The organism is Pseudomonas sp. SWRI22, assembly GCF_014268395.2.
GTDB lineage: Bacteria > Pseudomonadota > Gammaproteobacteria > Pseudomonadales > Pseudomonadaceae > Aquipseudomonas > Aquipseudomonas paracarnis.
Map to the genome: position 1 here is coordinate 259430 of NZ_JABWQK020000003.1, position 24442 is coordinate 283871.

Below are 24442 nucleotides of genomic sequence, written 5' to 3' on the forward strand. Positions count from 1 at the left end.
CTGCCGGAGACATTGCCATGCCTGAGTACAAAGCTCCCTTGCGCGACATGCGCTTTCTGATCGACACCGTATTCGATTTCCACGGCCACTACGCTGACCTGGGCGCCACGGATGCCAGCCCGGACATGGTCAGTGCGATCCTCGAAGAAGGCGCCAGGTTCTGCGAAAACGTACTCGCGCCGCTCAATCGCAGCGGCGATGAAGAGGGCTGCCATTTCGATAATGGCGTGGTGACCACTCCCAAAGGCTTCAAGCAAGCCTTTGCCCAGTATGTGGAAGGCGGCTGGCACGGCGTGGCGGCAGACCCGGCCTACGGTGGCCAGGGCCTGCCCCATTCCCTCGGCCTGGTGTTAAGCGAGATGATCGGCTCCAGCAACACCTCCTGGGGCATGTACCCGGGCCTGACCCACGGTGCGATGTCGGCCATCCACGCCCACGGCACCGACGAACAGAAAGCCACTTACCTGAGCAAGCTCACCGCTGGCGAATGGACCGGCACCATGTGCCTGACCGAAGCCCACTGCGGCACCGACCTGGGCTTGATCAAGACCCGCGCCGTGCCGCAGGCGGACGGCAGTTACGCGGTCACCGGCAGCAAGATCTTCATCTCGGCCGGCGAGCACGACATGAGCGCCAATATCATCCACCTGGTGCTGGCCAAGCTGCCGGACGCGCCGGCGGGTACCAAGGGCATCTCGTTGTTTATCGTGCCCAAGTTCCATGCCGACTCCGGCGAGCGCAATGCGGTGCACTGCGGCTCCATCGAACACAAGATGGGCATCAAGGCCTCGGCCACCTGCGTGTTGAACTTCGATGGCGCCAAAGGCTATTTGATTGGCGAGGCGAACAAGGGCCTGAACTGCATGTTCACCATGATGAACCACGCCCGCCTGGGCACGGGAATGCAGGGCCTGTGCAACGGTGAAGCGAGCTTCCAGGGCGCGATCAAGTACGCCAACGACCGCTTGCAGATGCGCTCGCTGACCGGTGCCAAGGCGCCGGAGAAAGCCGCCGACCCGATCATCGTGCACGCCGATGTACGCCGCATGCTGCTGACCATGAAGGCTTTCAACGAGGGCAACCGCGCGTTGACCTATTTCACCGCGCAACTGCTCGATACCGCGCACCTTGGCAGCGACGCTGGCCAACGCCAGGAAGCCGAGGACCTGTTGGCCTTCCTCACGCCGATCTGTAAAGCCTTCATGACCGAAACCGGCCTGGAGGTGACCAACCACGGCATGCAGGTATTCGGTGGTCATGGTTATATTCGTGAGTGGGGCATGGAGCAACTGGCCCGTGATGCACGGATTGCGCCGATCTATGAAGGCACCAACGGCATCCAGGCCCTGGACCTGCTAGGGCGCAAGGTGCTGGGCAGCCAGGGCAAGTTGCTGCGTGGGTTTACCAAAATTGTGCATAAGTTCTGCGCGGCCAATGCCGAGCATGCGCAACTCAAGGCCCATGTGGCGCAACTCAATGAACTGAACCAGCAATGGGGCGAACTGACCTTGAAGGTCGGCACGGCCGCGATGAAAAACCCTGATGAAGTGGGCGCGGCGGCCATGGATTACCTGATGTACAGCGGTTACATCATCCTCGCCTACCTGTGGTTGCGCATGGCGATCGCGGCGCACGGCCAGGACGACCAAGAGTTTGCCCAGGCGAAGCTTGCGACCTGCGACTTTTATTTCAAGCGCTTGTTGCCGCGTACGGCCATGCACCGTGCTGCGGTAGAGGCAGGGAGCGAATGCCTGATGAGTCTCCCAGCTGACGCTTTCTCCCTGTAGGAGCGAGCTTGCTCGCGAAGAACGTCAATGATAACGCGTGCTTGCTGAATGAACGCGGCGCCTGTGAGTTTTTCGCGAGCAAGCTCGCTCCTACAGGAAAGCTTCCTTGTGTGACTGGTAAATACTTAATGGTCACGAACGGACCCTATGTGTCTGAAAAGTTGTTCGGGTACACTCGGCGTTTGTAAAACCGATCCTATCGAATCACTTTTCAAGTTCTCACGAGGTTTGCCATGGCTGATTACAAAGCGCCGTTGCGTGATATGCGCTTCGTCCTCAACGAAGTGTTTGAGGTCGCTGATACTTGGGCCCAGTTACCGGCATTGGCAGACAGCGTTGACGCCGAAACCGTCGAAGCGATCCTGGAAGAGGCCGGCAAGGTCACCGCCAAATCCATTGCCCCGCTCAGCCGCGGCGGCGATGAGCAAGGCTGCCACTGGGCGGACGGCGCCGTGACGACTCCCGACGGTTTCCCCCAGGCCTACAGCACCTACGCCGAAGGCGGCTGGGTAGGCGTGGGCGGCGACCCGACCTACGGCGGCATGGGCATGCCCAAGGCGGTGTCGGCGCAGGTTGAAGAGATGATCAACTCGTCGAGCCTGGCTTTCGGCCTGTACCCGATGTTGACCTCCGGTGCCTGTGTATCGATCAACACCCATGCCAGTGAAGAGCTCAAGGCCACCTACCTGCCGAAGATGTATTCGGGTGAGTGGGCCGGTTCCATGTGCCTGACGGAAGCCCATGCCGGTACCGACCTGGGGATGATCCGCACCAAGGCCGAGCCTCAGGCGGACGGCTCCTACAAGGTCAGCGGCACCAAGATCTTCATTACCGGTGGCGAGCACGACCTCACCGAAAACATCATCCACCTGGTGCTGGCCAAACTGCCGGACGCACCGGCCGGGCCCAAGGGCATCTCGCTGTTCCTGGTGCCGAAGTTCCTGGTAAATGCCGATGGCAGCCTGGGCGCGCGTAACCCGGTGAACTGCGGCTCCATTGAACACAAGATGGGCATCCAGGCCTCCGCCACCTGTGTGATGAACTTCGACGAAGCCGTGGGTTACCTGGTCGGTGAGCCCAACCGTGGCTTGGCTGCGATGTTCACCATGATGAACTATGAGCGCCTGGGCGTCGGTATCCAGGGCTTGGCTTCTGGCGAGCGGTCCTATCAGAACGCGATTGAATATGCCCGTGACCGTCTGCAGAGCCGTTCCCCGCTAGGCGCACAGGCCAAGGACAAGCCGGCAGACCCGATCATCGTGCATCCGGATGTCCGTCGTATGTTGCTGACCATGAAGGCGGCGAACGAAGGCGGCCGGGCGTTTTCCACCTACGTGGCGACGCAGTTGGACATCGCCAAGTTCAGCGACGATGCGCAGGCGCGCGAGCGTGCCGATAACCTGGTGGCGTTGTTGACGCCAGTTGCCAAGGCGTTCCTCACCGACCTGGGCCTGGAAACCACCGTACTCGGCCAGCAGGTGTTTGGTGGTCACGGTTACATCCGCGAGTGGGGCCAGGAGCAATTGGTGCGTGACGTGCGCATCACCCAGATCTACGAAGGTACCAACGGCATTCAGGCCCTGGATCTGATGGGGCGCAAGATCGTCGGCAGCGGCGGTGCGTTCTATACCTTGTTCGCCGATGAGATCCGCCAGTTCATCGCCGCATCGGGCCCTGAGTTGGCCGAGTTCACCAAGCCGCTGGGTGTGGCAGTAGGTAACCTGGATGAGCTGACGGCCTGGGTGCTGGACCGCGCCAAGAGCAATCCTAATGAAATCGGCGCAGCCTCGGTGGAATACCTGCATGCGTTCGGCTACATGGCCTATGCCTATATGTGGGCGCGCATGGCCAAGGCGGCGTTAGGCAAGGAGGGCGAAGAGGATTTCTACGCCAGCAAACTGGGGACTGCGCGTTTCTACTTTGCCCGCCTGTTGCCGCGTATCCACTCGTTGAGTGCATCGGTAAAAGCCGGTAGCGAATCACTGTTCCTGATGGATGAAGCCCTGTTTTAAGGGGGAAGAGGGCGTGTAAGCATTCTCTTACATGACGTGCTGCTAATCGTCCTCTATCGCCACATTGGATCCACGGCTAATCTACTTCACATGGACGTCGCGCAGGAAGCGCAAAGCAACAACACGGACACGTAGGATTCTGCCAGGACGGCGGAGTGAAATGGATGTCAGGGAAACAGTCTGCAAAGCCCCGCTTCGGCGGGGTTTTCTTTTGCCCGCGAAAAAGTCAGGCGGTTGCCGGCGGGGCATTCATCACGTCTTCCAGCAGGGTGCGCAGCAACGCCACCGTCGCCTGCTGGCGTTGCACATCGCGGCATACCAATCCTACTTTCAGCGGTACCCTGGGCTCGCTCAAGGGTTTCCACAGCAGCGCCTTGCTGTTGTGTTCATCCTGGGACCGCCCAGGCAGCACGGTCGCCAAGCGGGTGTGAGGCAGGCTGTCGAGAATGCCCACCATGGTATTGAGCTCCGCCTGCACTTGCGGGCGCCGCCCGAGGTTGGACAGTTGGCCTTGCCAGATCTGCCGAACCTGAAACTCTTCCCCCAGGAGCAACATCGGTAATTCGGCGGCTTGTTTGAGCGAGACTTTCTTGAACTCGCGCAACGGATGATCTTCGGGTATCACCACCTTCAGCTCGTCTTCATACAGCAACACGCCGTGCAGGCCCGGTTGACGGGGTGGAAGGTAGCTGATGCCAATATCGAGTGAGCCATTGAGCAACCGCCGCTCAATCTCAAGCCCGGTCAGCTCGTAAATCTGCACCACCAGATGGGGCTGGGCCTTGCGCACGCGCTCAAGCATCTGCGGTACCAGGCTGGTGTGCACGGTTTGCAGCACGCCGATGGCCAGGCTGCGCATGGCCTGGCCCTTGAAATTGCGCAGTGCCTCGACGGCTTGCTGCATACCATCAATGAGCGGTAATGCGTGGTTGTATAAGGTGTGGGCCGCCAAGGTCGGCAACAGACGCTTGCTGCTGCGTTCGAACAGGCTGACGTCGAGGTTCTGTTCCAGTTGGCGAACCTGTTGCGACAGCGCTGGCTGGGAGATCGACAGACGCTCCGCGGCGCGACCTACGTGGCCTTCCTCATACACCGCGACGAAATAACGCAGTTGCTTGAAATCCATAAGGTTTGCTTATCGAAAAAGCTGGAAAATCGAAATGGCCGCTGGCCCCCGAGGCGCCTAGTCTAGCGCCTATTCGCAGGGCTTACAGGGCCGGATCGGACAATGAACAGCGTTTTTGTTGATAGCGTTTACATAGGCAAGGCAAAAAATCTGAAGGCCTCATTGGCAGGTGGCATCGACCAAGGTCAGGTTGCCAGCGGGGGTGAAGTGTGAACTTGTTCCGTCGCTGCGCGCCGAGTCTGGATGACCTGGTTGTGCATGCCCCGCGTGCAGATGTTTCCAGCCAGTGCCTGATGCCCACTGTGGCGCGCCCGCTCCAGGTGTTTGTACAGGGGCAGGGTTCCTGGCTTTCGGACGCTGACGACCGCGCTTATCTGGATTTCAGTCAAGGCGGCGGGGCCAACAGCCTGGGTCACAGTCCCCAGGCCGTACGCGACGCCATTGCCCAACAGATGCACACCGTGATCAACCCTGGCCTGGGTTTGCACAACCGCGCGCAACTGGATCTTGTCGATCGTCTGTGCCACCACACCTGCAGCGACCAGGCCTATTTGCTCAACAGCGGTGCCGAAGCCTGTGAAGCGGCCATCAAGTTGGCACGCAAGTGGGGCCAACTGCATCGCGGTGGCGCTTACCACATCATCACCGTAAACAATGGCTGTCATGGGCGGAGCCTGGGGGCGATGTCGGCGTCGGCTGTGGCCTGCGAAAACCGATTCGAACCGCAGTTGCCAGGTTTCAGCCAAGTGCCGTTTAACGATCTGCCGGCCCTGCATGCAGCGGTCGATGCGCAGACCGTCGCCATCATGCTGGAGCCGATACAAAGCGGCGGCGGTGTCCTCCCTGCGACAGAACATTACCTCAAGGGCGTCGAACGCCTGTGTCGTGAGCTCGGGATCCTGCTGATCTTCGACGAAGTGCAAACCGGTATCGGCCGCTGCGGCAGCCTGCTCGCCGAACAGCAATACGGCGTGCGCGCCGACATCATTGCCCTGGGCAAAGGCCTGGGCGGCGGTGTGCCCTTGGCGGCGCTGGTGGCGCGTGGTAATGCCTGTTGCTTCGAACCGGGCGAGCTGGACGGTACACATCACGGCAATGCACTGATGGCATCTGCGGGTATCGCCGTACTCGACGCTCTATTGGAGAACGGCTTTCTCGAGCACCTACGCGAATCCGGCTTGTACCTCGCAGAAGGCCTTGCCCGGCTTGCCTACCGTTACGACCATGGGCCCTTGCGCGGCAACGGGCTGCTTTGGGGCCTGACACTGTCGGACGATTGCGCCGCAGCAGTGGTCAAGGCCGCGCTGCTCGAAGGCCTGATTCTCACCTCCTCACAACCTGACTGCCTGCGCTTTACCCCTGCGCTGAATATCAGCAAAACCCACATCGACGAAATGCTGCTGCGGCTTGCCCGCGCCTTTTCTCGGGTGCGCACCGCTCAAGTGCAATGCCGCAAGGGCATCGCCGTTTGACCCCAGTTTCCTGAACCGTCTCGCGGCATACGCGGCGCCTCCAGCCTGATTCTTTTGGCTGGGGGCGTTTTTTTGTCTGGGTAATTTGTGGTGTGAAAGGATCGCTGGAGATTCTGGCCTGAGATGGCCCAATGCCAGAATCCACTGAACCCTCACGAACCGCCAAGGTCGATTAGCTACACGGCTCACACGAGCCGATTTTCTGGAGCTGACCCATGGACATCATTCGTATCATCATCGCCATTCTGCTGCCGCCATTGGGTGTGTTCCTGCAAGTAGGTTTCGGCGGTGCATTCTGGCTGAATATCCTGCTGACCCTGTGCGGTTACTTCCCTGGCATCATCCACGCGGTGTACATCATCGCCAAGCGTTGAGGCCCTCAGCCTTTTGCAATGAGCCTTGAGTTGCGCTCATTGCGAAAGGCCAGTTGCTCGATGGTCTGGGTGGCATGTTCGGCCTCTTCCCGCGCTTGCAGAATGATGCCGTGCTGCTCGGATTTGCTGCATACAGGGTCGGCATTACTGGCGTCACCAGTGAGCATGAAGGCCTGGCAACGGCAGCCGCCGAAGTCCTTTTCTTTTTCGTCGCATGAACGGCATGGCTCAGGCATCCAGTCGTAGCCACGAAAGCGATTGAAGCCAAACGAGTCGTACCAGATGTGCTGCATGCTGTGGTCGCGCACATTGGGAAACTGCACGGGCATCTGCCTCGCGCCGTGGCAGGGCAGGGCGGTGCCGTCGGGTGTGACTGTCAGGAAGATGCTGCCCCAGCCATTCATGCAGGCTTTGGGTCGCTCCTCGTAATAATCCGGTGTCACGAAGATCAGCTTGCAGGGGTGGCCTTCGGCTTCCAGCTTGGCACGGTATTCATTGGTGATGCGTTCGGCGCGCACCAACTGCTCGCGGGTGGGCAGCAAGCCCACGCGGTTGAGCTGTGCCCAGCCGTAGAACTGGCAGGTGGCGAGTTCGACGAAATCCGCTTCCAGCGCAATGCACAGCTCGATGATGCGGTCGATCTTGTCGATATTGTGGCGATGGGTGACGAAGTTCAGCACCATCGGGTAGCCGTGGGCTTTCACCGCTCGGGCCATTTCCAGTTTTTGCGCGAAGGCTTTTTTGGAGCCGGCCAGCAGGTTGTTCACCTGTTCGTCACTGGCCTGGAAGCTGATCTGGATATGGTCCAGGCCGGCTTTCTTGAAGTCGCTGATTTTTTGTTCGGTGAGGCCGATGCCAGAGGTGATCAGGTTGGTGTAGAAACCCAGCTTGCGAGCCTCGCCGATCAGCTCGGCCAAGTCCTGGCGCACCAGCGGCTCGCCGCCGGAAAAACCCAACTGCGCAGCACCCATTTCACGGGCTTCGCGAAATACCTTGATCCATTGTTCGGTGCTCAGCTCTTTGCCCTGCTCGGCGAAATCCAGCGGGTTGGAGCAATACGGGCACTGCAGCGGGCAGCGATAGGTCAGCTCGGCCAGCAGCCACAGAGGCAGGCCTATGGCTGGCTTTTCAGGCAAGGGTGATCCAGTGCTCAGCACGGGCGACCTCCATGAATTGCTCGATGTCGTCACTCAGCTCTGGCACACCGGGGAACTGCTTATCCAGCTCGGCAATGATTGCCGCAACGTCGCGGTCGCCGTCGATCAGGCCACCGATCAATGCGGCGCTGTCGTTGAGCTTGATCATGCCTTCGGGGTAGAGCAACACGTGGCTTTTCTGAGCAGGCTCGTACTGGTAGCGATAGCCCTGGCGCCAGGTCGGTTTTTTGCTGCGATCAAAGCTCATAGGGTGATCCCTTTATGCCATACCCGCTGTTCGGTCACGCTGTGATACGGCGGGCGTTTGAGTTCATAGGCCATGCTCATGGCGTCCAGCATGCTCCAGAGGATGTCCAGTTTGAACTGGAGAATTTCCAGCATGCGCTCCTGCCCCTCGCGGGTGGTGTAGTGCTGCAGGGTGATCTCCAAGCCGTGTTCCACATCGCGACGGGCCTGGCCCAGTCGTGTGCGGAAGTACTCGTAACCGGCCGGGTCGATCCACGGGTAATGCTGGGGCCAACTGTCGAGGCGTGACTGGTGGATTTGTGGCGCGAACAGCTCGGTCAACGAGCTGCTGGCGGCTTCTTGCCAGCTGGCGCGGCGGGCGAAATTGACATAGGCGTCCACGGCGAAGCGTACGCCGGGCAGCACCAACTCCTGGGAGCGCAGTTGGTCGGGGTCCAGGCCCACGGCCTGGCCCAGGCGCAGCCAGGCTTCGATACCGCCGTCTTCACCGGGCGCGCCGTCATGGTCGAGCAGGCGCTGGATCCATTCGCGACGGATTTCACGGTCTGGGCAGTTGGCCAGGATCGCCGCGTCTTTCAGCGGGATATTCACCTGATAGTAGAAGCGATTGGCGACCCAGCCTTGGATCTGCTCACGGCTGGCGCGGCCTTCGTACATCGCCACATGGTAAGGGTGATGGATATGGTAGAAGGCGCCCTTGGCGCGCAGGGCTGCTTCGAACTCAGCCTTGCTCAACGGTGTGTCGGTCATTTCTATCGCTCCTACAATTCAATGCTCATGCCGTCGTAAGCCACTTCGACATTGCGCCGCACCAGCTCCGCTCGCTCGGGGGAGTCTTCATCGAGGATCGGGTTGGTGTTGTTGATGTGGATAAGCACTTTGCGCTGTTTGGGCAGTTGCTCCAGCACTTCAAGCATGCCGCCGGGGCCGTTCTGTGCCAGGTGGCCCATCTCACGCCCGGTACGGGTGCCGACGCCACGGCGCTGCATTTCATCGTCGTCCCACATCGTGCCGTCAACCAGCAGACAGTCACTGCCGGCCATGATGTCCAGCAGCGGTGCGTCGACCTTGCCCAGGCCCGGGGCGTAGAACAATTTGCCGCCGGTGCGCAGGTCTTCGACGATCAGGCCAATGTTGTCACCGGGGTGCGGGTCGAAACGGTGCGGCGAATAGGGTGGTGCGGCGCTGCGCAACGGCAGCGGGGTGAAGCGCAGGTTGGGGCAGGCCGGGATGGTGAAGCTGGCGTCCAACTCGATGCGGTTCCAGGCCAGGCCACCGTTCCAGTGGGTCAGCATGGTGAACAACGGGAAACCGGTGCTCAGGTCTTCGTGGACCATGTCGGTGCACCACACCTGGTGCGGGCAGCCTTCGCGCAGGCTCAGCAGGCCAGTGGTATGGTCGATCTGGCTGTCCATCAGGATGATTGCGCTGATGCCGGTATCGCGCAGGGCGCGGCCCGGTTGCATGGGCGCAAAGCCCTGGAGTTGCGCGCGGATATCCGGCGAGGCATTGCAGAGCACCCAATTCACGCCATCGTCGGAGATCGCGATGGACGACTGGGTACGCGCCTGGGCCCGCAGGCTGCCATCGCGAAAACCTGCGCAGTTCACGCAGTTGCAGTTCCACTGCGGGAAGCCACCGCCGGCGGCGGAACCTAGAATCTGGACAAACATGATCGCTCCATCAAGCACAGCTCAAAACAAAAACGCCCCGGGCGAACCGAGGCGTTGTGTCACTCAGCCAATTAACGGCTGGCGAAGTACATGGTGACTTCGAAACCAATACGCAGATCAGTGTAAGCAGGTTTGGACCAGGTCATATTCTTACTCCTATCAAGGGATGGGACGTTCACTACCAAGTAATACATATAGTCCACCTCCCATTGGAGATGTTCAGATATTGCTGCGCAATGTTACGCAATTTTATTCAAGTTAGCGCTGTCTCGGTGGAGAAAGCCTGTTGCAGGGTTGGCAATGATCACGGCGCTGCTTGCCAGTCGTCGCTGATGCGCGGCCCGTTGGCCACACATTGCCAGCCGCCTGCGGCGTTATTGAGTTGTTGCGCGGCGCGCTGCACATCCTCGCGTGTGCACGCTTGGATCAACTGTTGAAGCTGATCCAGATAACCCGACGAATGGCCTGCCAGGTGCGCATGCCAGAGCAAGTCGGCAGCTTCGTTGATAGGCAGCGTCTGGGCCGCGAACTGCTGTGCGAGGGCCTGGTTACCCAAGTCGGGACTGCGCTCGATCAACGACGGCAGTTGCCCCAGGAAGGCCCGCAACTGTTGGACGATGCCGTCTAGGGAGAGGGTGGGCGACTGCACCCCAAACAACAGGCCTGTTTGGCCATTGATCTGTCGGATGCCGCTGAACACGGCGTAGCCGATTTGCAGTTCGACTCTCAAGCGCTGGTAGAACGGCCCCTGGAGCACGTGCCCGAGCAACCGCCAGTTGGCTTCATCGGCTAGGGATTGAGTCGGCGTCGGGCAGAATAACAGTAGCGCTGCTTCGCTTGATTCGGTGCTGACTGCGTGCCAGCGCTTTTGTCCGTCAAGGACGTGAGGTGTATAAGGCACGCTTGCCGGTTGCCCAGGCAGCCGGGCCGCTGCGGCTTTGATCGCGGCTTCACAGGCGGTGGGCAGGCCAGCGCCCAGCGCCTGCCAGCGCGCGGTAGCCCATGATGCTGTTGTCTCCTGAGGCTGGGGCTGAACACCCGCGCAGCAAGCGGGCAACGCCTTGAGCAGTTCCCGGATGGCGATCATCGGCACGGGAGCGGTCGGTGGCAAAGGTTCATCCGAGTTACTCAGACACCGCGCCAACGCTTCGAGCACCGCCGGCATGGGCTCGTGGAGGCCGTGCATCTTCACCAGCCAGTCAGTGGCGATCGTTTCGCAAGACAACTCGACGCCCGCCTGCCGTGCCTGTTCGCGCAACGGCCGCAACAGGCTTTCCAGCCCGGTGGGTACCGCCGAGTCAAACCGCCAGCGCAGGTACAGCGCGCCTTCGCCAGTGTCCTCCGCCAACGCCTGGCTGAAGGTCAACGCTGACAGTTCCCGTCGGCCCCGTGAGCGATCCTGAGCAAAGGTACGCAAGCCACGGTGGGCGCTGGTTTGGCCGCGAATCAGGCCGGCGCGTTCTTCCTTGGCGGGCGCACGAAGCAAAGGGTTATTGGGCGGCAGTTGCCAAGGGTGCCGGGAGGCGGGCAGGTGCAGTGAATCGAGCATGGCCTTGAGGGCTGCGGCGCCTTGTTCCGACAGGTCTTGGGCATCGTTGCGCGCCAACGCCAGGGCGCCTTGGACCTGTTGCTGGCGAGCATTGAGCAAGGCGAACTCTTCGCGTAATGCTGTCCAGTCGCTGTGTGCGAAGAAACTCAGCCAGTCGTGCAGCAACTCTTCGATCGACGTGGCCGGTTCGCGCGCGCTGCCGAGAGTGAAGTGGATATCCAGCACGGCTTGATCCGCGAATTGGTACAGCACGGACGCCTGCAGCGCGGTGGCCAGTCGTCGTGCTTGCAGCTCGGCGAGCAACCCACCGGGGGCCGAGGCGTTGAGCCAGGTGCAGAGAAACGCCAGCGCTTCCCGTGGCGCGTTACAGGTAATGACCTGATGCAGGTGTTGGCCGGCGACGTGCTGATAACGGCGTGCCGGGCCATGCATCAAGGCCGGTGGAGCGGCCTGCGGGTGCAATGGGCCGGGCGTCAGTTGGTCACTGAACTGCTGGGCCAAGGCCTGCAGGTCGGCCAGCGATTGTGGACCGGCGAGGCTCAAGGTCATCTGCCCGCTTTGATAAAAGCGTGCGTGGAACCCTCGCAAGGCATGCTGAAAGTCGTCGCTTTCCACCGGCAGGCTGTCGCGGTTGCCGGCATGAAAACCGCGCAGGGGATGATCCGCCGCCAAGCCTTGCAGCAGCGTCACTTGCTGTTGGGCCTTGGCATCCTGGGACCAGGCGATGAACTCCGCCTCCAGCACTTCGCGTTCACGTTGTTGATCGTCGAGGGCCAGGCGCGGGTGAGCCAACATATCCGCCAAACGCGCCAGCCCGTCTGCAAAAACCGGCACCGGCAGTTCAAAGAAGAACTCGGTGGTGCGCTCACGGGTGCTGGCGTTGACCTGCCCACCGTGGCGCTGCACGTAGGCCATCAGCCCTTCGCCGGCTGGAAAACGCTCGGTACCGAGAAACAACAAGTGCTCAAGAAAATGCGCCAGCCCAGGCCAGGCCAATGGCACGTCATGGCTGCCGGCAGCCACGTGTAAAACGGCGGCGCAGCGTTTCAAGCGTGGCGCATGGCGCAGGCAAACCCGCAGGCCATTGGCGAGGGTCAGGTGAAGGGGATGAGGGTGAACCGGCGCAGGCATGGGCACTTCCGAGGCGTGGGAAGTGCCTATGCTAGCAAACCCAATGGGTCAGGGCTTGTGCAGTGCGCCGTAGAGTTCGGCGCGACGGTCTTGCAGGTAGTGGTTGGCGGCGCGGGCGTCGACAATAGATTGGCGATCCAGGGTGCCGACGATCAAGGCTTCATCCAGGCCGGCCTGGGCAATTCGCTGGCCGTCCGGCGCGGCAATGCTGCTTTGCCCGCAGTAGTGAATCTCGCCTTCGTGCCCGCAGTAGTTGGCATAGGCCACAAAACACTGGTTTTCAAAGGCTCGCGCCCGCACGGTGACGTCGGCAACAAAGTCGAACGGCACCATATTGGCGGTGGGCACCAGAATCAGTTCGGCACCGGCGAGGGCCAGGCGCCGGGTGTTTTCCGGAAACTCCAGGTCGTAGCAAATCAGCATGCCCACCTTCCAACCGTTCAATTCCACCACCGGAAAATCATCGGGGCCGGCGCTGAACATCGAGTGGTCAAGATCGCCAAACAAGTGGGTCTTGCGGTAATTGCACAGGCGCGTGCCCTGGGCATCGATCAACTGCACGGCGTTGTAGACCTGGCCGTCTTCGGCCCGTTCCGGGTAGCCATACAGGATCGCCAGCCCGGCACTTTGCGCCAGTTTGGCAATCGCCTGCGCCGATGGCCCATCCTGTGCCTCGGCCAGTGCGCCAACGGCTTCGGCGCCAATGTTATAGCCGGTGAGGAACATCTCTGGCAGCACCAGCACATCGGCGCCGTGTGCCTCATGGGCCAGTTGATGCAGGCGCTGCAGGTTGGCGGCCACATCCAGCGGCAGCGGCGGGCATTGGTACAGGGCGACACGCATGCTCAACTCCTTATTCTGCCAGGGCGATTGGCCCTATTTCATCGAACACATCGCCTGGGCCTGGGTTCTCCGGGTGGGTGCTGCCACCGAAGTGGTTCATGATGCCCCATACCGCGTTGAGCGAGGTTTGTACCGCGCCTTCGACCCAGGCAGGCGTCCACGATACATCATCACCCGCGATGAATATCCCGCGTTGTTCGGCGGGCATATCCTTCTGCATGAAGTGCGCATACATCCGTTGGTTGTAACGATAGTGACCGGGCAAGGCACCTTTGAAGGCCCCGAGGAAATGCGGGTCGGCCTCCCAGGACACGGTGATCGGGTCGCCGATGATGCGCGCCTTGATGTCGACCTTGGGGTAGATCTTCTTCAGTGCATCGAGGGCCAGTTTCACCCGCTTGTCGATAGGCTGGGGCAGCATCTTCAGTGCGTCGCTCATCCACGAGTAGGACAGGCAGATCACCCCCGGCTTGTCGTCGCCGTTATCGAATAGGTAGGTGCCACGGGTCAGGCGGTCGGTGAGGGTCATGCTCATCAGGTCGCGACCGGTTTGCGGGTCTTTGTCTTTCCAGAATGGGCGGTCAACCATCACGAAGGTTTTCGAGGACTGCATGTAGCGAGTGCGATCCAGGGCCATCCACATTTTTTGTGAGAACAGGGTTTCGTCGCATTCGATCTGGGTGGTCAGCAACCAGCTTTGGCAGGTGGTCAGCACCGCCGCGTATTCACGGGTGTCGCCATAGTTGTCGGTAACGGCGAAACGGCCATCGGCGGCGTGGGCGATGCGCTTCACGCCGGCCCGTGGCGCACCTCTATGCAGCGAGCTCAGGCTGGTACCGGCCGGCCAGTGGGCGCAGCGTTCCGGCACATGGCGCCAGATGCCCATGGGCACTTGGGCCACGCCACCGACGATCAAGTGTTGATGATCATCGCAGTTGGTCATCACCACGCGGAAAATTTCCAGCATGGAGTTGGGGAAGTCCGAGTCCCAGCCGCCGGTACCGAAACCGACCTGGCCAAACACCTCGCGGTGGTGGAACGACAATTTGGCGAAGGCTTTGGAAGTGGCGACGAAGTCGTAGAAGGTACGGTCATCCCACAGCGGCACGAGCTTGTTCCACAGTTCCTTGAGCCGTGGCACGTCGCGGTCGCGGATTGCCTGCTGGATATCGCCGAACTGCGAACCGGCTTCCAGGGCGTCGGCCCAGGCATCGGCGACTTCCTGGAACAGTGCCGGTAAATCGGAAAGTTTTTGCGCGTAGTGAGTCTGGCCTTCCAGATCGATCACAGTGCTGCCAGACGCCGGCGTCAGCGGGTTGGGAAAGGGCTTGGTTTCCAGTCCCAGTTTGTCCACGTAATGGTAGAACGCCGTGGACGACACCGGGAACCGCATGCCGCCCAGCTCGGCGATGATGCCTTCGGCGCCTTCAAAGGCCTGCGAGCGCAAGCGGCCACCCATCTTCGAGGCTTCATACACCACGGGCTTGAGCCCGAGTTTCATCAGCTCGTAGGCCGCCACCAGGCCCGCGATCCCGGCACCGACGATCGCCACTTCGGCGCCATGGTTAGCCGCAGGAATACTGCCCAGCCCGGCGGGGTGTTCGATCCAGTCATCAAAGGCAAACGGGAAATCCGGGCCGAAGATGGTGATGGGTTTCTTGCCATCGCCCGGGTGGCGATTGGGCTTGCTGAGAGTGCTGGACGGAATGCTCATGGCTGACCTTACTGACGGCTCGGCGGGAGGAGGGCCCGTTGAGTATAGGAAAAGATGGCAGCCAGTTTAGGGAACGTTGCGCGCGTTAATAAGGCGCAATATGTCGTCGGATTGCGCTAGTTTTAGTCAATGTGACGAGTTAAGTGGTCAGATTGGTTGTCCGCGATCCAATTTGTTACTGAGGATGATCGAGGTGGTGGTTTTCTCCACGCCGTCGACACTGCCGATCTGGTCCAGCAATTGGTCCAGTTGCTCCGGCGAATCGGTGCGCAGCCAAGCCACGTAATCGAACTCCCCACTCACCGCGCACAGCTGCTGCACTTGCGCCATGGCGCTCAGCCTGCGCAACACCTCTTTGCCGGAGCGGGGTTGCACGGTAATGCCCACGTAAGCCTGCAACCCACCATCCGCAACGCGCTGGCCCAGGCGCACGCCGTAACCCGTGATGACCTGGGTTTTCTCCAGGCGGGCCAGACGCGACGTGACGGTGGTGCGGGCGATGCCCAACTGCCTGGCGAGCATGGCCACGCTTTCACGGGCGTTGAGCTGCAGGGCGGCGATCAGTTGGCGGTCGATTTCGTCTAGGGCGGGCAAGGGGAGAGCTCCAGTGCGGGAGGGCAATGGGCAAGCATGGTACAGGCTTGGCCTGGCTGAAAGAACCGTGATGCCAGATACGCAAAAGCCGCGCAGTGCGCGGCTTTGAGTATGGTGGGCCCAGTAGGACTCGAACCTACGACCAAGGGATTATGAGTCCCCTGCTCTAACCAACTGAGCTATAGGCCCTCAGTAGGTCGCGGATTATAGCGATGGTTTGTTCACTGTGCCATCCGAAAAATCCTTGTGCCGTGTACGAAGGAAGCTGGCGGCAAAAAGCTCCGGCGGCAGGGGCAGGCTGACGATGTAGCCTTGCATCTGTTCACACCCCTCGCTTGCGAGGAATGCTTGTTGTGCCGGGGTCTCCACGCCTTCGGCGATGATGGTGAATTGCATGCTGTGGCCAAGGGCGATGATGGCGCGCACGATGGCTGCATCGTGAGGGTCGTCGGGCAAGCCGCGGACGAAAGATTGATCGATCTTGAGGAAGTCCAGGGGCAGGCGTTTGAGGTAGCTGAGGGACGAGTAGCCGGTGCCGAAATCATCGATCGCCAGCTGTACGCCCAGGCGCTTGAGTTGGTGCAACACCGCCAGTGCTTCTTCGGCTTGGCTCATGATGAAGTTTTCGGTGATCTCCAGCTGCAGGCAGCCGGGTTCGAGGTGGTAATCGCGCAGCAGTTGTTCGATGCGTGATAGCAGGTTGGGGTGACGCAGTTGCGCGCCTGCAAGGTTGACCGAGAGGGGGCCGAAATCCTCGAAAGCCGCTTGCCAGGCGTGCAGCTGCCGGCACGCCTGTTCCAGTACCCAGTCTCCGATTTGCAGGATCATGCCGTTCTCTTCGGCCAGGGCAATAAAGTGTTCGGGCGGGACCTCGCCCAAGGTCGGGTGGTGCCAACGGATCAAGGCTTCGGCGCCGATCAGTTGTTGGGTGACCAGGCTGCGTTTGGGTTGGTAACACAGGCTCAATTCTTCACGTTCGATGGCGCGGCGCAGTTCGTGCTCCAGCGCTACGCGTTCATTGGCCTGGGCCGTCAGGTCGCGGGTGTAGCGCTCGACCCGGTTGCGCCCCTTGGCTTTGGAGCGATACATCGCGGCGTCGGCATTTTTGACCAGGGTGGCGACGTCGGTACCGTCTTGCGGATACAGACTGGTGCCGATACTCGCGCTGATGAAGAACTCATGCTCGCCGGCCTGGAATGGCGGGGTAAAACAGTCGAGCAGTTTGTTCGCCAAGTGCTGGGCGTCGCTGGCCTGTTGCAAGCCGGGCAGCAGGATGATGAATTCGTCGCCGCCCAGGCGAGCAACGGTGTCCACGTCCCGCAACTGCTCCTTGAGGCGTACGGCGATGTCTTTGAGCAGCAGGTCGCCGACCGGGTGGCCGAGGCTGTCGTTGATGTGCTTGAAGCGGTCGAGGTCGAGAAACAGCACCGCACCCTGTTTACCACTTTCCTGCTGGCCGTTGAGTGCGGCCTGCAACCGGTTTTCAAACAAGGTGCGGTTGGGCAGGCCAGTCAATGGGTCGTGGTGGGCCTGATAATCCAGGCGGGCCTGGGCCAGCTTGAGGCTGGAGATGTCGGCAAACACAGCAACGAAGTGCGTGACCAATTGCTCGCGGTTACGCACAGCGCTGATGGTCAGCCAGCTCGGATACACCTCGCCGTTCTTGCGGCGGTTGGAGATCTCTCCTTGCCAGTGGCCATGGGTCGTCAACTGGTGCCACATTGCCGCATAGAACGCGCTGTCGTGCAGGCCGGAGGCGAGCAAGCGCGGGGTATGGCCAAGGGCTTCAACCTCGCTGTAGCCGGTTATCTCCGTGAAGGCGCGGTTGACGGCGCTGATGTTCTGTCGTGTGTCGGTGATCAAGACGCCTTCGGCGGTGCTTTCGAACACCGTGGCGGCCTGCTGCAGTTTTTCCTGCATCAACTGGCGTTCGGTGATGTCCCGGGCGATGGTCAGCATGCAGTCTTCGTCGCCAATCGGCAGTGCGCGGCTGGACACTTCGCACAGGCGAATCTGGCCGTCGGCACGACGGATATGGCAGATGAAATCGCGGACAAAACCGTCGCGCTGCATCAATTCCAGCATGTGCTTGCGTTCGTTGAGGTCGACCCAGATGCCCAGGTCCAAGGCAGATTGGTCGAGTGAGGAGGCGCTGGTGAATCCGGTCAGGTGGCTGAAACCCTCGTTTACTTCGATCAGCAGGCCGTCGCTCTGGCGGCTCAGCAGTAAGCCATCTGGGGAGGCATGGAAGGCTTTGGCAAACTTTTCTTCGGAGGTTTGCAGCCGCTGTTGGGTTTCCTTGAGCTGAGTGATGTCCCGCACTACCACCACCAAGGCTTCGGTGGTGTCGAGTTGGAACGGCTCGGCTGAGATCAGCCCGGTAAAGGCCTGGCCATTGCTGCGCAGAAAAGGCATTTCCAGGTTGCGGATGCTGGTGGTCTGTACCCGTTGCAGCAAATCCGGGCCGCCCCCTTGAATGCCCCATATATTCAGGTCGGTGGCGGTTTTGCCTACCACCTCGTCGGCGCGCAGCCCAATCTGGTCCTCGAATGCCTTGTTGACCTCCAGCAGGCAGCCATCAGACATCCGGGCAATCACCAGGATGTCCGGGCACTGCTGAAACACCGAGGCAAATTTCTGCTCGGACAATTGCAGGGCTTCTTCGGTGCGCTTGGCTTCGCTGATGTCGATCATCAGGCCGCGCAGCACTGGCTCGTGGCCGTGTTCGATCAGGCTGACAATGTCACGTACCCACAGGCAGCGGCCATCAGCGGTGATGACCCGGTAATCAATGCTGTGATCACGGTTGGCACGAGTTTCCCGATAGCAATAGGCCTCGGCGCGGGTCAGGTCAGCGGGATGGATGATGTTGCGCCAGAAGCCTGGAATCAGCCAGTGGGCGCGGGGATAGCCGAGCAGGTCTTCGGCATGGGGCGACACATAGCTGTAGGTGAAATCGCTGATGCTTGCTTCCCAGGCGATGGCGGACAAGCTCTCCACCAAGCCGCGATAGTGGTACTCGCTGCTTCACAGTTCTTGCTCAAGGGCGACCCGACGGGAAATTTCCGAGCTGAGCCGGCGATTGATCCGAATGACGATCGCCAGCACCGTACTCAACAGCAGCACCGCTGGCAGGCCGTACGTGAGCAGGTCAGCCCAGAAGGTACGGTGATCGGTGAAGCTGCCGACCCAGTGTTGCTGGATCGCATCAGTTTCGGCTGAACTGAGATCGGCGAGGACTTTGTCCAGGATGCCCACCAGGATTTTCTCATCCCGCGGCACGCCCATCGCCAGTTGGTAGCGGTAGGGCGTTTCGCCGCTGACGTACAGGCCGTCGAGCTTGAGTTGGCGCAGGCTCCAGACGCTGGAGGCGAGGTCGCCGACCACGGCATCCACTTCATCGGTGGCCAGGGCTTGCAGCGTCGAACTGACGTTGGGCAGGGCGACCAGATTCAGGTCCGGATGGTGGGTGCGGAGCAATTCATGGGGGGCGTAGTTCTCCACCACGGCAATTTTCAGCCCGTACAAATCCTTGAGGCTGCGTGGTTTCGCGCCGCCTTCATGGGCCAGGATGACGATGGGAAAGTCGAGATAGGGGCGTGTGAAGGCCAGGAAGTTTTGGCGTTCGGGGGTGGACATGATGCCCGGCAGCAGGTCGAGCTGATTATTGCGGGCTTGTTCAAGCACTGCGGTCCAGTTCACCGGTTCGATCAGTTTGATTCGCACACCCAGGCGGTCCTGGAGCAGGCGTACGTAATCGGCTGCCAAGCCCTGATATCGGCCATTTTCATCGCGATATTCAAAAGGTGGCCAAGACGCATCCACGCCTAGGCGCAGCTCCTGATGGTCCGCCAACCAGCTACGCTCATCATCCGTAAGAGTCAACGCGCCAGCCGTTGCGGTCCAGGTCAGCAGCGACAGCAGTATCACGGTCGGCAATCTGGGCATAACGGTCTCGTTATGGCACGGGGAATGTCTCGAGTGTAGACGGGCATTGCGAGGGTGGGGTGGTGCGGGGCAGTTAATCTGTCAAAGCAATCGGTAGAAAGCAAAACCCCCGGCCTGGGCCGGGGGTTCTGGTATCACTCGTCGAGGAAGGAGCGCAGATGCTCGCTTCGCGTCGGGTGGCGCAACTTGCGCAGCGCCTTGGCTTCGATCTGACGGATCCGCTCACGGGTCACGTCAAACTGCTTACCGACTTCCTCAAGGGTGTGGTCGGTATTCATGTCGATGCCGAAACGCATGCGCAGTACCTTGGCTTCACGGGCAGTGAGGCCGGACAGTACGTCGCGAGTCGCTTCTTTCAAGCTCTCAACAGTGGCTACATCGATTGGCGACTGCATGGTCGAGTCTTCGATGAAGTCGCCCAGATGGGAGTCTTCGTCATCACCAATCGGCGTTTCCATGGAGATCGGCTCTTTAGCGATCTTCAGTACCTTGCGGATTTTATCCTCAGGCATTTCCATGCGTTCGCCCAGCTCTTCCGGGGTCGGTTCGCGACCCATTTCCTGCAACATCTGCCGGGAAATGCGGTTGAGCTTGTTGATGGTCTCGATCATGTGCACCGGAATACGGATGGTGCGGGCCTGGTCGGCGATCGAGCGAGTGATCGCCTGACGGATCCACCAGGTGGCATAAGTCGAGAACTTGTAGCCGCGACGGTATTCGAACTTGTCCACCGCCTTCATCAAGCCGATGTTGCCTTCCTGGATCAGATCAAGGAACTGCAGGCCACGGTTGGTGTACTTCTTGGCGATGGAGATCACCAGACGCAAGTTCGCTTCAACCATCTCTTTTTTCGCGCGGCGGGCCTTGGCCTCACCGATCGACATGCGACGGTTGATGTCTTTGATTTCTGCAATCGTCAGGCCGGTTTCGGTCTCAAGCGCGGTCAGCTTCTGCTGGCAACGGATGATATCGGGCTGCAGGCGACCGATGGCTTCGGCGTATTTCGCCTTGCCCTTGGCCAGTGCGTCGCTCCAGCTTTCGTCAACTTCGTTGCCCGGGAACTGGCGCAGGAAATCGGTACGCGGCATGCGCGCATCACGCACACAGAGCTGCATGATCGCACGCTCTTGGGCACGCAGACGCTCAAGAGCACTGCGAACACGCTCAACCAGGCCTTCGAATTGCTTGGGCACCAGCTTGATCGGCATGAACAGCTCAGCCAGGGCCACCAGCTCGGCAATTGCCTGCTTGTTGCCGCGACCGTGCTTCTTCAGGGCCTTGCGGGTGATTTCCATTTGATCGGAAACCGCACCGAAGCGCTGGGCCGCGATGACCGGGTCTGGACCGCTTTCGGCTTCTTCTTCGTCGTCGCTGCTTTCAGCTTCGTCGTCGTCGGAGTCGTCGTCCGCTTTTGCGGCTTTCGCATCAACAGGCGGCGGTACTTCGGCGGCAGGCGGCGCAATGCCGTCGTCCGGGTCGATATAACCGCTCAGGACGTCGGACAGGCGGCCACCTTCGGTGGTGACGCGGGTGTACTCGGCGAGAATGTGGTCAACCGTGCCAGGGAAGTGCGCAATGGCGCCCATCACTTCACGGATACCCTCTTCGATACGCTTGGCGATTTCGATCTCGCCTTCGCGTGTCAGCAGCTCGACGGTACCCATTTCGCGCATATACATGCGCACAGGGTCTGTCGTGCGGCCGATATCGGTCTCTACTGCAGCCAGCGCGGCAGCAGCTTCCTCAGCGGCGGCCTCGTCGGTATCAGCGTCGGCCAGCATAAGGGAATCCTTATCTGGCGCGACTTCGAATACGTTGATCCCCATGTCGTTAATCATGCGGATGATGTCTTCCACCTGCTCAGGATCTGAAATATCCTCAGGCAGGTGGTCGTTGACCTCCGCGTAAGTCAGGTAACCCTGCTCACGACCAAGAAGTATCAACTCTTTGATACGAGACTGCTGTTGCGCTTTTCCGGACATAACACCCTATCCACTGAAGGTCTTGGCGGGCAAAAAACAAGCCGAGGATTATACCCGAGCTATGACCTCACACGCCAGCTGAGGTCGGGTTTGATGCGTAAACATTCTGTTTTAAGAGGTCGCGCATCTGTTTTGCTATCTGAATCTGCTCTTCAGCCGATAATCCCGGCTGCCTTGCTCTCTTGATAAGTTCATCGAGGGTCTGAGTGTGTTGACCCGCGGATAACCTATTAATGGTGTCTAAAAACTGTTGTTCAAGGTTGTCGCCGTCAATTAGCCACTCCTTTTCCGCCAGTGCCCGCAATAAACGGCCCTGTTCCGTGCCATGCCAGCGAGCCATCAACTGGATTGAGTTTAGCTTAGGGTTTTTCTGCACGGCTTCGATCAGTGCAATAAGCACCTGGGCGTAGGTGTTGCTCTCGTTGGCAAAATGGTCGGCGCTTTCAACCTTACCGGCCAATTGCGGGTGGTGAATCAGTGTGCGCAGTGCAATCAATGTGGGGGCTTCCACCGCTACGGGCGTGCGTGGCGCGTAGGCTTCATCGCGATCACCGTGTTTGCCGTTTTTGCTCCAGGGCTTTTTGTCCCACTTCTTGCCGCCGGCGCCGGGCTTCTTCGGCGTCCATTCCTGTTGGGGGACGAAGGCCTCCTGAGGTTGGTGGAAGTCGGCATAGTCCGGCATGGCGTCGTAATCCATGCCGGGGTCGTAGACTGGCGGTGCATCCTGCGGGGCGCTGTGCACCAGCTGGCTTACGGCTTCACCGCTTAAACCAGTGATCTCCAGCAGACGCTGGCGCATCAGCGTGCGCAAATTAGCGCCCGGGACTTTGTCGATCAGCGGCGCCGCGAGGGTGGCCATATGGGCCTTGCCTTCGAGGGAGCGCGGGTCGGCTTCTTCGGTCAGCTGCTGGAAAAAATAATCCGCCAGCGGCTGCGCATGTTGATTGATACGTGCGCGGAACGCGTCGGTACCTTCCGAGCGCACCAGGGTGTCCGGGTCTTCGCCTTCGGGCAGGAACAGGAAGCGTGCGCGGCGCCCATCCTGCAGGCTCGACAGCGTGGCTTCGAGCGCGCGCCAGGCGGCGTTGCGGCCCGCCTGGTCGCCGTCGAAGCAAAACAGCACGCTGGGCACGACGCGGAACAGGCGCTTCAAATGTTCTTCGCTGGTGGCGGTGCCGAGGGTCGCGACCGCGTTGCGCAAGCCTTGTTGGGCCAGGGCGATCACGTCCATATAGCCTTCAACCACGATGATCTCGTCGAGGTTGCGGTTGTTCTTGCGCGCCTCGAACAGGCCGTAGAGTTCCTGGCCCTTGTGGAACACCGGGGTCTCCGGAGAGTTCAGGTACTTGGGCTTGTCGTCCCCGAGTACACGGCCGCCGAAGGCGATGATGCGGCCACGGCTGTCGCGGATCGGGAACATCACCCGGTCGCGGAAGCGGTCATAGCGCTTGCCGGTCTCGGCGTTTTCCACCAGCAGGCCGGCATCGATCATGGCCTTTTGCTGGAGGGTGTCGCTGCTCAGGTGTTTATACAGATTGTCCCAGCCCGGCGGAGCGAAGCCGAGGCCGAAGTCCCGAGCGATTTCGCCGGTGAGGCCGCGCCCTTTAAGGTAATCGACAGCGGCCTTGCGCTGCGGATGGCTCTTGAGTGCCTGGCGGTAAAAGTCGGCAGCAGCGGTGAGCAGCGGATACAGCGGCGAATCGGTGGGTTGCCGCGGTTTGTGCGGCCGGCCACTTTCTTCGCGGGGCACTTCCATGCCGGCGGCTTTCGCCAGGTCCTCGACAGCCTGGGGGAAGTCCAGGTTGTCGTGGTCCATCAGGAAGCCCAAGGCATTCCCGCCCGCCCCGCAACCGAAGCAGTAATAGAACTGCTTGTCGGGGCTGACGCTGAAGGATGGGGTTTTTTCTTTATGAAAAGGGCAGCAGGCGGTGTAGTTTTTGCCGGCTTTTTTCAGCTGTACGCGTGAGCTGACAACATCGACGATGTCGGTGCGGTTCAGAAGGTCGTCAATAAAGCTCTGGGGAATCAGCCCGGCCATGGCGTTCTCGTCATCACTGCGTGTAAATGAGGGCCCGTGACGTGTTCAAGCGCACGTAAGGAGTGCTCGATCATCATCGTCTGCATGGGTCATCAGGGAGTGTATCTGCCGAATATTTACTGAGGATAGTTTCTGATCAGTCTTCGGCATGGAAATGTTGCCCGGGCGTCCGGTCTAGGCCAATGGCGGCCTCGGAAACGCATCGTTGGGCACAGCCGATACAGTTGATCGTCTGTTTGAAGAATAGGTGTGCTCGTCAGTAGCCTTGTTAGGCTCGTCAGAAGAGACGTGCACCGCTGGCAAAAGAGCCAGCCCTGACGTGTGAAGCAGTGTCTCGGTCGCATGTGCGGCGTCGACGGTGAAGCATCAAGCGATATCCGCAAATGCCAACAGCCCGGCTGAGGGCCGGGCTTGGCAGAAGCTTGCTACGAACGTCTGTGTATTAGTACAGACGAACGGCGCGGCGCTGTTCGCGCTGAACTTTCTTAGCGTGACGCTTAACAGCGGCTGCTGCTTTGCGCTTACGCTCAGAAGTTGGCTTCTCATAAAATTCGCGGCTACGAACTTCAGCCAGAACACCGGCTTTTTCGCAGGAGCGCTTGAAACGACGCAGAGCTACGTCGAAGGGTTCGTTCTCTTTTACTTTGACGGCTGGCATCCAGAGCTACCTTCTTTCATTACCGGGAATCAACGTTCTCGTCGCAAAAAATTCGCGGCTGAGGTCGTCGGTTTTTAAGGGTTGCGGATGTTAACCCCTCATTGCCCGGAATGCAAAGCCTCTGATCGAAAACCGCTA

Annotated in this window: 17 protein-coding genes, 1 tRNA gene and 1 pseudogene; 4 read left to right on the top strand and 15 right to left on the bottom strand. The window is 60.3% G+C overall.

Features of this window, described 5'->3' with window-relative positions; all coding sequences use genetic code 11:
• The first annotated feature begins 17 nt into the window (after nucleotides 1-17).
• On the top strand, nucleotides 18-1787 hold the full coding sequence (locus tag HU730_RS24130) for an acyl-CoA dehydrogenase C-terminal domain-containing protein (protein ID WP_054896782.1): 1770 nt from the start codon (nucleotides 18-20) through the stop codon (nucleotides 1785-1787).
• Nucleotides 1788-2020: 233 nt separating this feature from the next.
• Nucleotides 2021-3799, top strand: coding sequence for an acyl-CoA dehydrogenase C-terminal domain-containing protein (locus HU730_RS24135; protein WP_034128842.1), 1779 nt, complete (start codon nucleotides 2021-2023; stop codon nucleotides 3797-3799).
• A 226-nt stretch (nucleotides 3800-4025) separates the two neighbouring features.
• On the opposite strand, the gene HU730_RS24140 is transcribed toward HU730_RS24135, so the two are convergent.
• The gene (locus tag HU730_RS24140; RefSeq protein WP_034128841.1) at nucleotides 4026-4925 is read right to left on the bottom strand and encodes a LysR family transcriptional regulator; all 900 of its coding nucleotides are present in this window, start codon (nucleotides 4923-4925) and stop codon (nucleotides 4026-4028) included.
• A gap of 209 nt (nucleotides 4926-5134) precedes the next feature.
• Here HU730_RS24140 and HU730_RS24145 point away from each other — a divergent pair, with 209 nt between their 5' ends.
• Together HU730_RS24145 and HU730_RS24150 are read left to right on the top strand one after the other, a co-directional pair.
• Nucleotides 5135-6397, top strand: coding sequence for an aminotransferase class III-fold pyridoxal phosphate-dependent enzyme (locus HU730_RS24145; RefSeq protein WP_096144783.1), 1263 nt, complete (start codon nucleotides 5135-5137; stop codon nucleotides 6395-6397).
• A gap of 215 nt (nucleotides 6398-6612) precedes the next feature.
• Complete coding sequence (locus HU730_RS24150) at nucleotides 6613-6771, top strand: YqaE/Pmp3 family membrane protein (protein WP_003194776.1); 159 nt, start codon at nucleotides 6613-6615, stop codon at nucleotides 6769-6771.
• 5 nt (nucleotides 6772-6776) lie between these two features.
• Here the strand turns inward: HU730_RS24150 and pqqE are convergent, their stop codons facing one another.
• The 14 genes and pseudogenes from pqqE to rpsU all read right to left on the bottom strand — a co-directional run bounded on the left by pqqE (nucleotide 6777) and on the right by rpsU (nucleotide 24304).
• Nucleotides 6777-7928, bottom strand: a complete 1152-nt coding sequence (gene pqqE / locus HU730_RS24155) for a pyrroloquinoline quinone biosynthesis protein PqqE (protein WP_034128839.1) — start codon at nucleotides 7926-7928, stop codon at nucleotides 6777-6779.
• Nucleotides 7900-8175 (bottom strand): pyrroloquinoline quinone biosynthesis peptide chaperone PqqD, encoded by a 276-nt coding sequence (pqqD, locus tag HU730_RS24160; protein ID WP_186527623.1) that lies wholly within the window; start codon nucleotides 8173-8175, stop codon nucleotides 7900-7902. The genes pqqE and pqqD overlap by 29 nt, the downstream gene beginning before the upstream one ends.
• Nucleotides 8172-8924 carry a pyrroloquinoline-quinone synthase PqqC gene (gene pqqC, locus HU730_RS24165; RefSeq protein ID WP_096144785.1) on the bottom strand — a complete coding sequence of 251 codons (753 nt, stop codon included), beginning with the start codon at nucleotides 8922-8924 and terminating at the stop codon, nucleotides 8172-8174. The genes pqqD and pqqC overlap by 4 nt, the downstream gene beginning before the upstream one ends.
• Nucleotides 8925-8935: 11 nt before the next feature.
• On the bottom strand, nucleotides 8936-9847 hold the full coding sequence (gene pqqB, locus HU730_RS24170; RefSeq protein WP_116667958.1) for a pyrroloquinoline quinone biosynthesis protein PqqB: 912 nt from the start codon (nucleotides 9845-9847) through the stop codon (nucleotides 8936-8938).
• Nucleotides 9848-9918: 71 nt separating this feature from the next.
• Nucleotides 9919-9993 carry a pyrroloquinoline quinone precursor peptide PqqA gene (gene pqqA, locus HU730_RS24175; protein ID WP_003194766.1) on the bottom strand — a complete coding sequence of 25 codons (75 nt, stop codon included), beginning with the start codon at nucleotides 9991-9993 and terminating at the stop codon, nucleotides 9919-9921.
• A 158-nt stretch (nucleotides 9994-10151) separates the two neighbouring features.
• Complete coding sequence (gene pqqF, locus HU730_RS24180) at nucleotides 10152-12527, bottom strand: pyrroloquinoline quinone biosynthesis protein PqqF (RefSeq protein ID WP_186527624.1); 2376 nt, start codon at nucleotides 12525-12527, stop codon at nucleotides 10152-10154.
• Between the two features lie 48 nt (nucleotides 12528-12575).
• On the bottom strand, nucleotides 12576-13370 hold the full coding sequence (locus HU730_RS24185) for a carbon-nitrogen hydrolase family protein (RefSeq protein ID WP_186527625.1): 795 nt from the start codon (nucleotides 13368-13370) through the stop codon (nucleotides 12576-12578).
• 10 nt (nucleotides 13371-13380) lie between these two features.
• Nucleotides 13381-15084 carry an NAD(P)/FAD-dependent oxidoreductase gene (locus tag HU730_RS24190; RefSeq protein ID WP_034128835.1) on the bottom strand — a complete coding sequence of 568 codons (1704 nt, stop codon included), beginning with the start codon at nucleotides 15082-15084 and terminating at the stop codon, nucleotides 13381-13383.
• Nucleotides 15085-15231: 147 nt separating this feature from the next.
• The gene (locus HU730_RS24195) at nucleotides 15232-15678 is read right to left on the bottom strand and encodes an Lrp/AsnC family transcriptional regulator (protein WP_003194755.1); all 447 of its coding nucleotides are present in this window, start codon (nucleotides 15676-15678) and stop codon (nucleotides 15232-15234) included.
• 112 nt (nucleotides 15679-15790) lie between these two features.
• Nucleotides 15791-15867: transfer RNA gene (locus HU730_RS24200), tRNA-Ile, on the bottom strand.
• 15 nt (nucleotides 15868-15882) lie between these two features.
• Nucleotides 15883-19626: pseudogene (locus tag HU730_RS24205) on the bottom strand (EAL domain-containing protein).
• Between the two features lie 134 nt (nucleotides 19627-19760).
• The gene (gene rpoD, locus HU730_RS24210) at nucleotides 19761-21608 is read right to left on the bottom strand and encodes an RNA polymerase sigma factor RpoD (protein ID WP_054896790.1); all 1848 of its coding nucleotides are present in this window, start codon (nucleotides 21606-21608) and stop codon (nucleotides 19761-19763) included.
• A 67-nt stretch (nucleotides 21609-21675) separates the two neighbouring features.
• Nucleotides 21676-23646 (bottom strand): DNA primase, encoded by a 1971-nt coding sequence (dnaG, locus tag HU730_RS24215; protein WP_186527626.1) that lies wholly within the window; start codon nucleotides 23644-23646, stop codon nucleotides 21676-21678.
• A gap of 442 nt (nucleotides 23647-24088) precedes the next feature.
• Nucleotides 24089-24304 (bottom strand): 30S ribosomal protein S21, encoded by a 216-nt coding sequence (gene rpsU / locus HU730_RS24220; protein WP_002551877.1) that lies wholly within the window; start codon nucleotides 24302-24304, stop codon nucleotides 24089-24091.
• Between the last annotated feature and the right edge of the window lie 138 nt (nucleotides 24305-24442).

What these genes read in the sequence shown, in the direction of transcription:
- dnaG (WP_186527626.1), bottom strand. Translation starts at nt 23,646, where the DNA reads ATGGCCGGGCTGATTCCCCAGAGCTTTATTGACGACCTTCTGAACCGC.
- HU730_RS24185 (WP_186527625.1), bottom strand. Translation starts at nt 13,370, where the DNA reads ATGCGTGTCGCCCTGTACCAATGCCCGCCGCTGCCGCTGGATGTGGCC.
- HU730_RS24130 (WP_054896782.1), top strand. Translation starts at nt 18, where the DNA reads ATGCCTGAGTACAAAGCTCCCTTGCGCGACATGCGCTTTCTGATCGAC.
- pqqC (WP_096144785.1), bottom strand. Translation starts at nt 8,924, where the DNA reads ATGACCGACACACCGTTGAGCAAGGCTGAGTTCGAAGCAGCCCTGCGC.
- HU730_RS24140 (WP_034128841.1), bottom strand. Translation starts at nt 4,925, where the DNA reads ATGGATTTCAAGCAACTGCGTTATTTCGTCGCGGTGTATGAGGAAGGC.
- rpoD (WP_054896790.1), bottom strand. Translation starts at nt 21,608, where the DNA reads ATGTCCGGAAAAGCGCAACAGCAGTCTCGTATCAAAGAGTTGATACTT.
- pqqD (WP_186527623.1), bottom strand. Translation starts at nt 8,175, where the DNA reads ATGAGCTTTGATCGCAGCAAAAAACCGACCTGGCGCCAGGGCTATCGC.
- HU730_RS24135 (WP_034128842.1), top strand. Translation starts at nt 2,021, where the DNA reads ATGGCTGATTACAAAGCGCCGTTGCGTGATATGCGCTTCGTCCTCAAC.
- rpsU (WP_002551877.1), bottom strand. Translation starts at nt 24,304, where the DNA reads ATGCCAGCCGTCAAAGTAAAAGAGAACGAACCCTTCGACGTAGCTCTG.
- pqqB (WP_116667958.1), bottom strand. Translation starts at nt 9,847, where the DNA reads ATGTTTGTCCAGATTCTAGGTTCCGCCGCCGGCGGTGGCTTCCCGCAG.
- HU730_RS24190 (WP_034128835.1), bottom strand. Translation starts at nt 15,084, where the DNA reads ATGAGCATTCCGTCCAGCACTCTCAGCAAGCCCAATCGCCACCCGGGC.
- HU730_RS24150 (WP_003194776.1), top strand. Translation starts at nt 6,613, where the DNA reads ATGGACATCATTCGTATCATCATCGCCATTCTGCTGCCGCCATTGGGT.
- pqqF (WP_186527624.1), bottom strand. Translation starts at nt 12,527, where the DNA reads ATGCCTGCGCCGGTTCACCCTCATCCCCTTCACCTGACCCTCGCCAAT.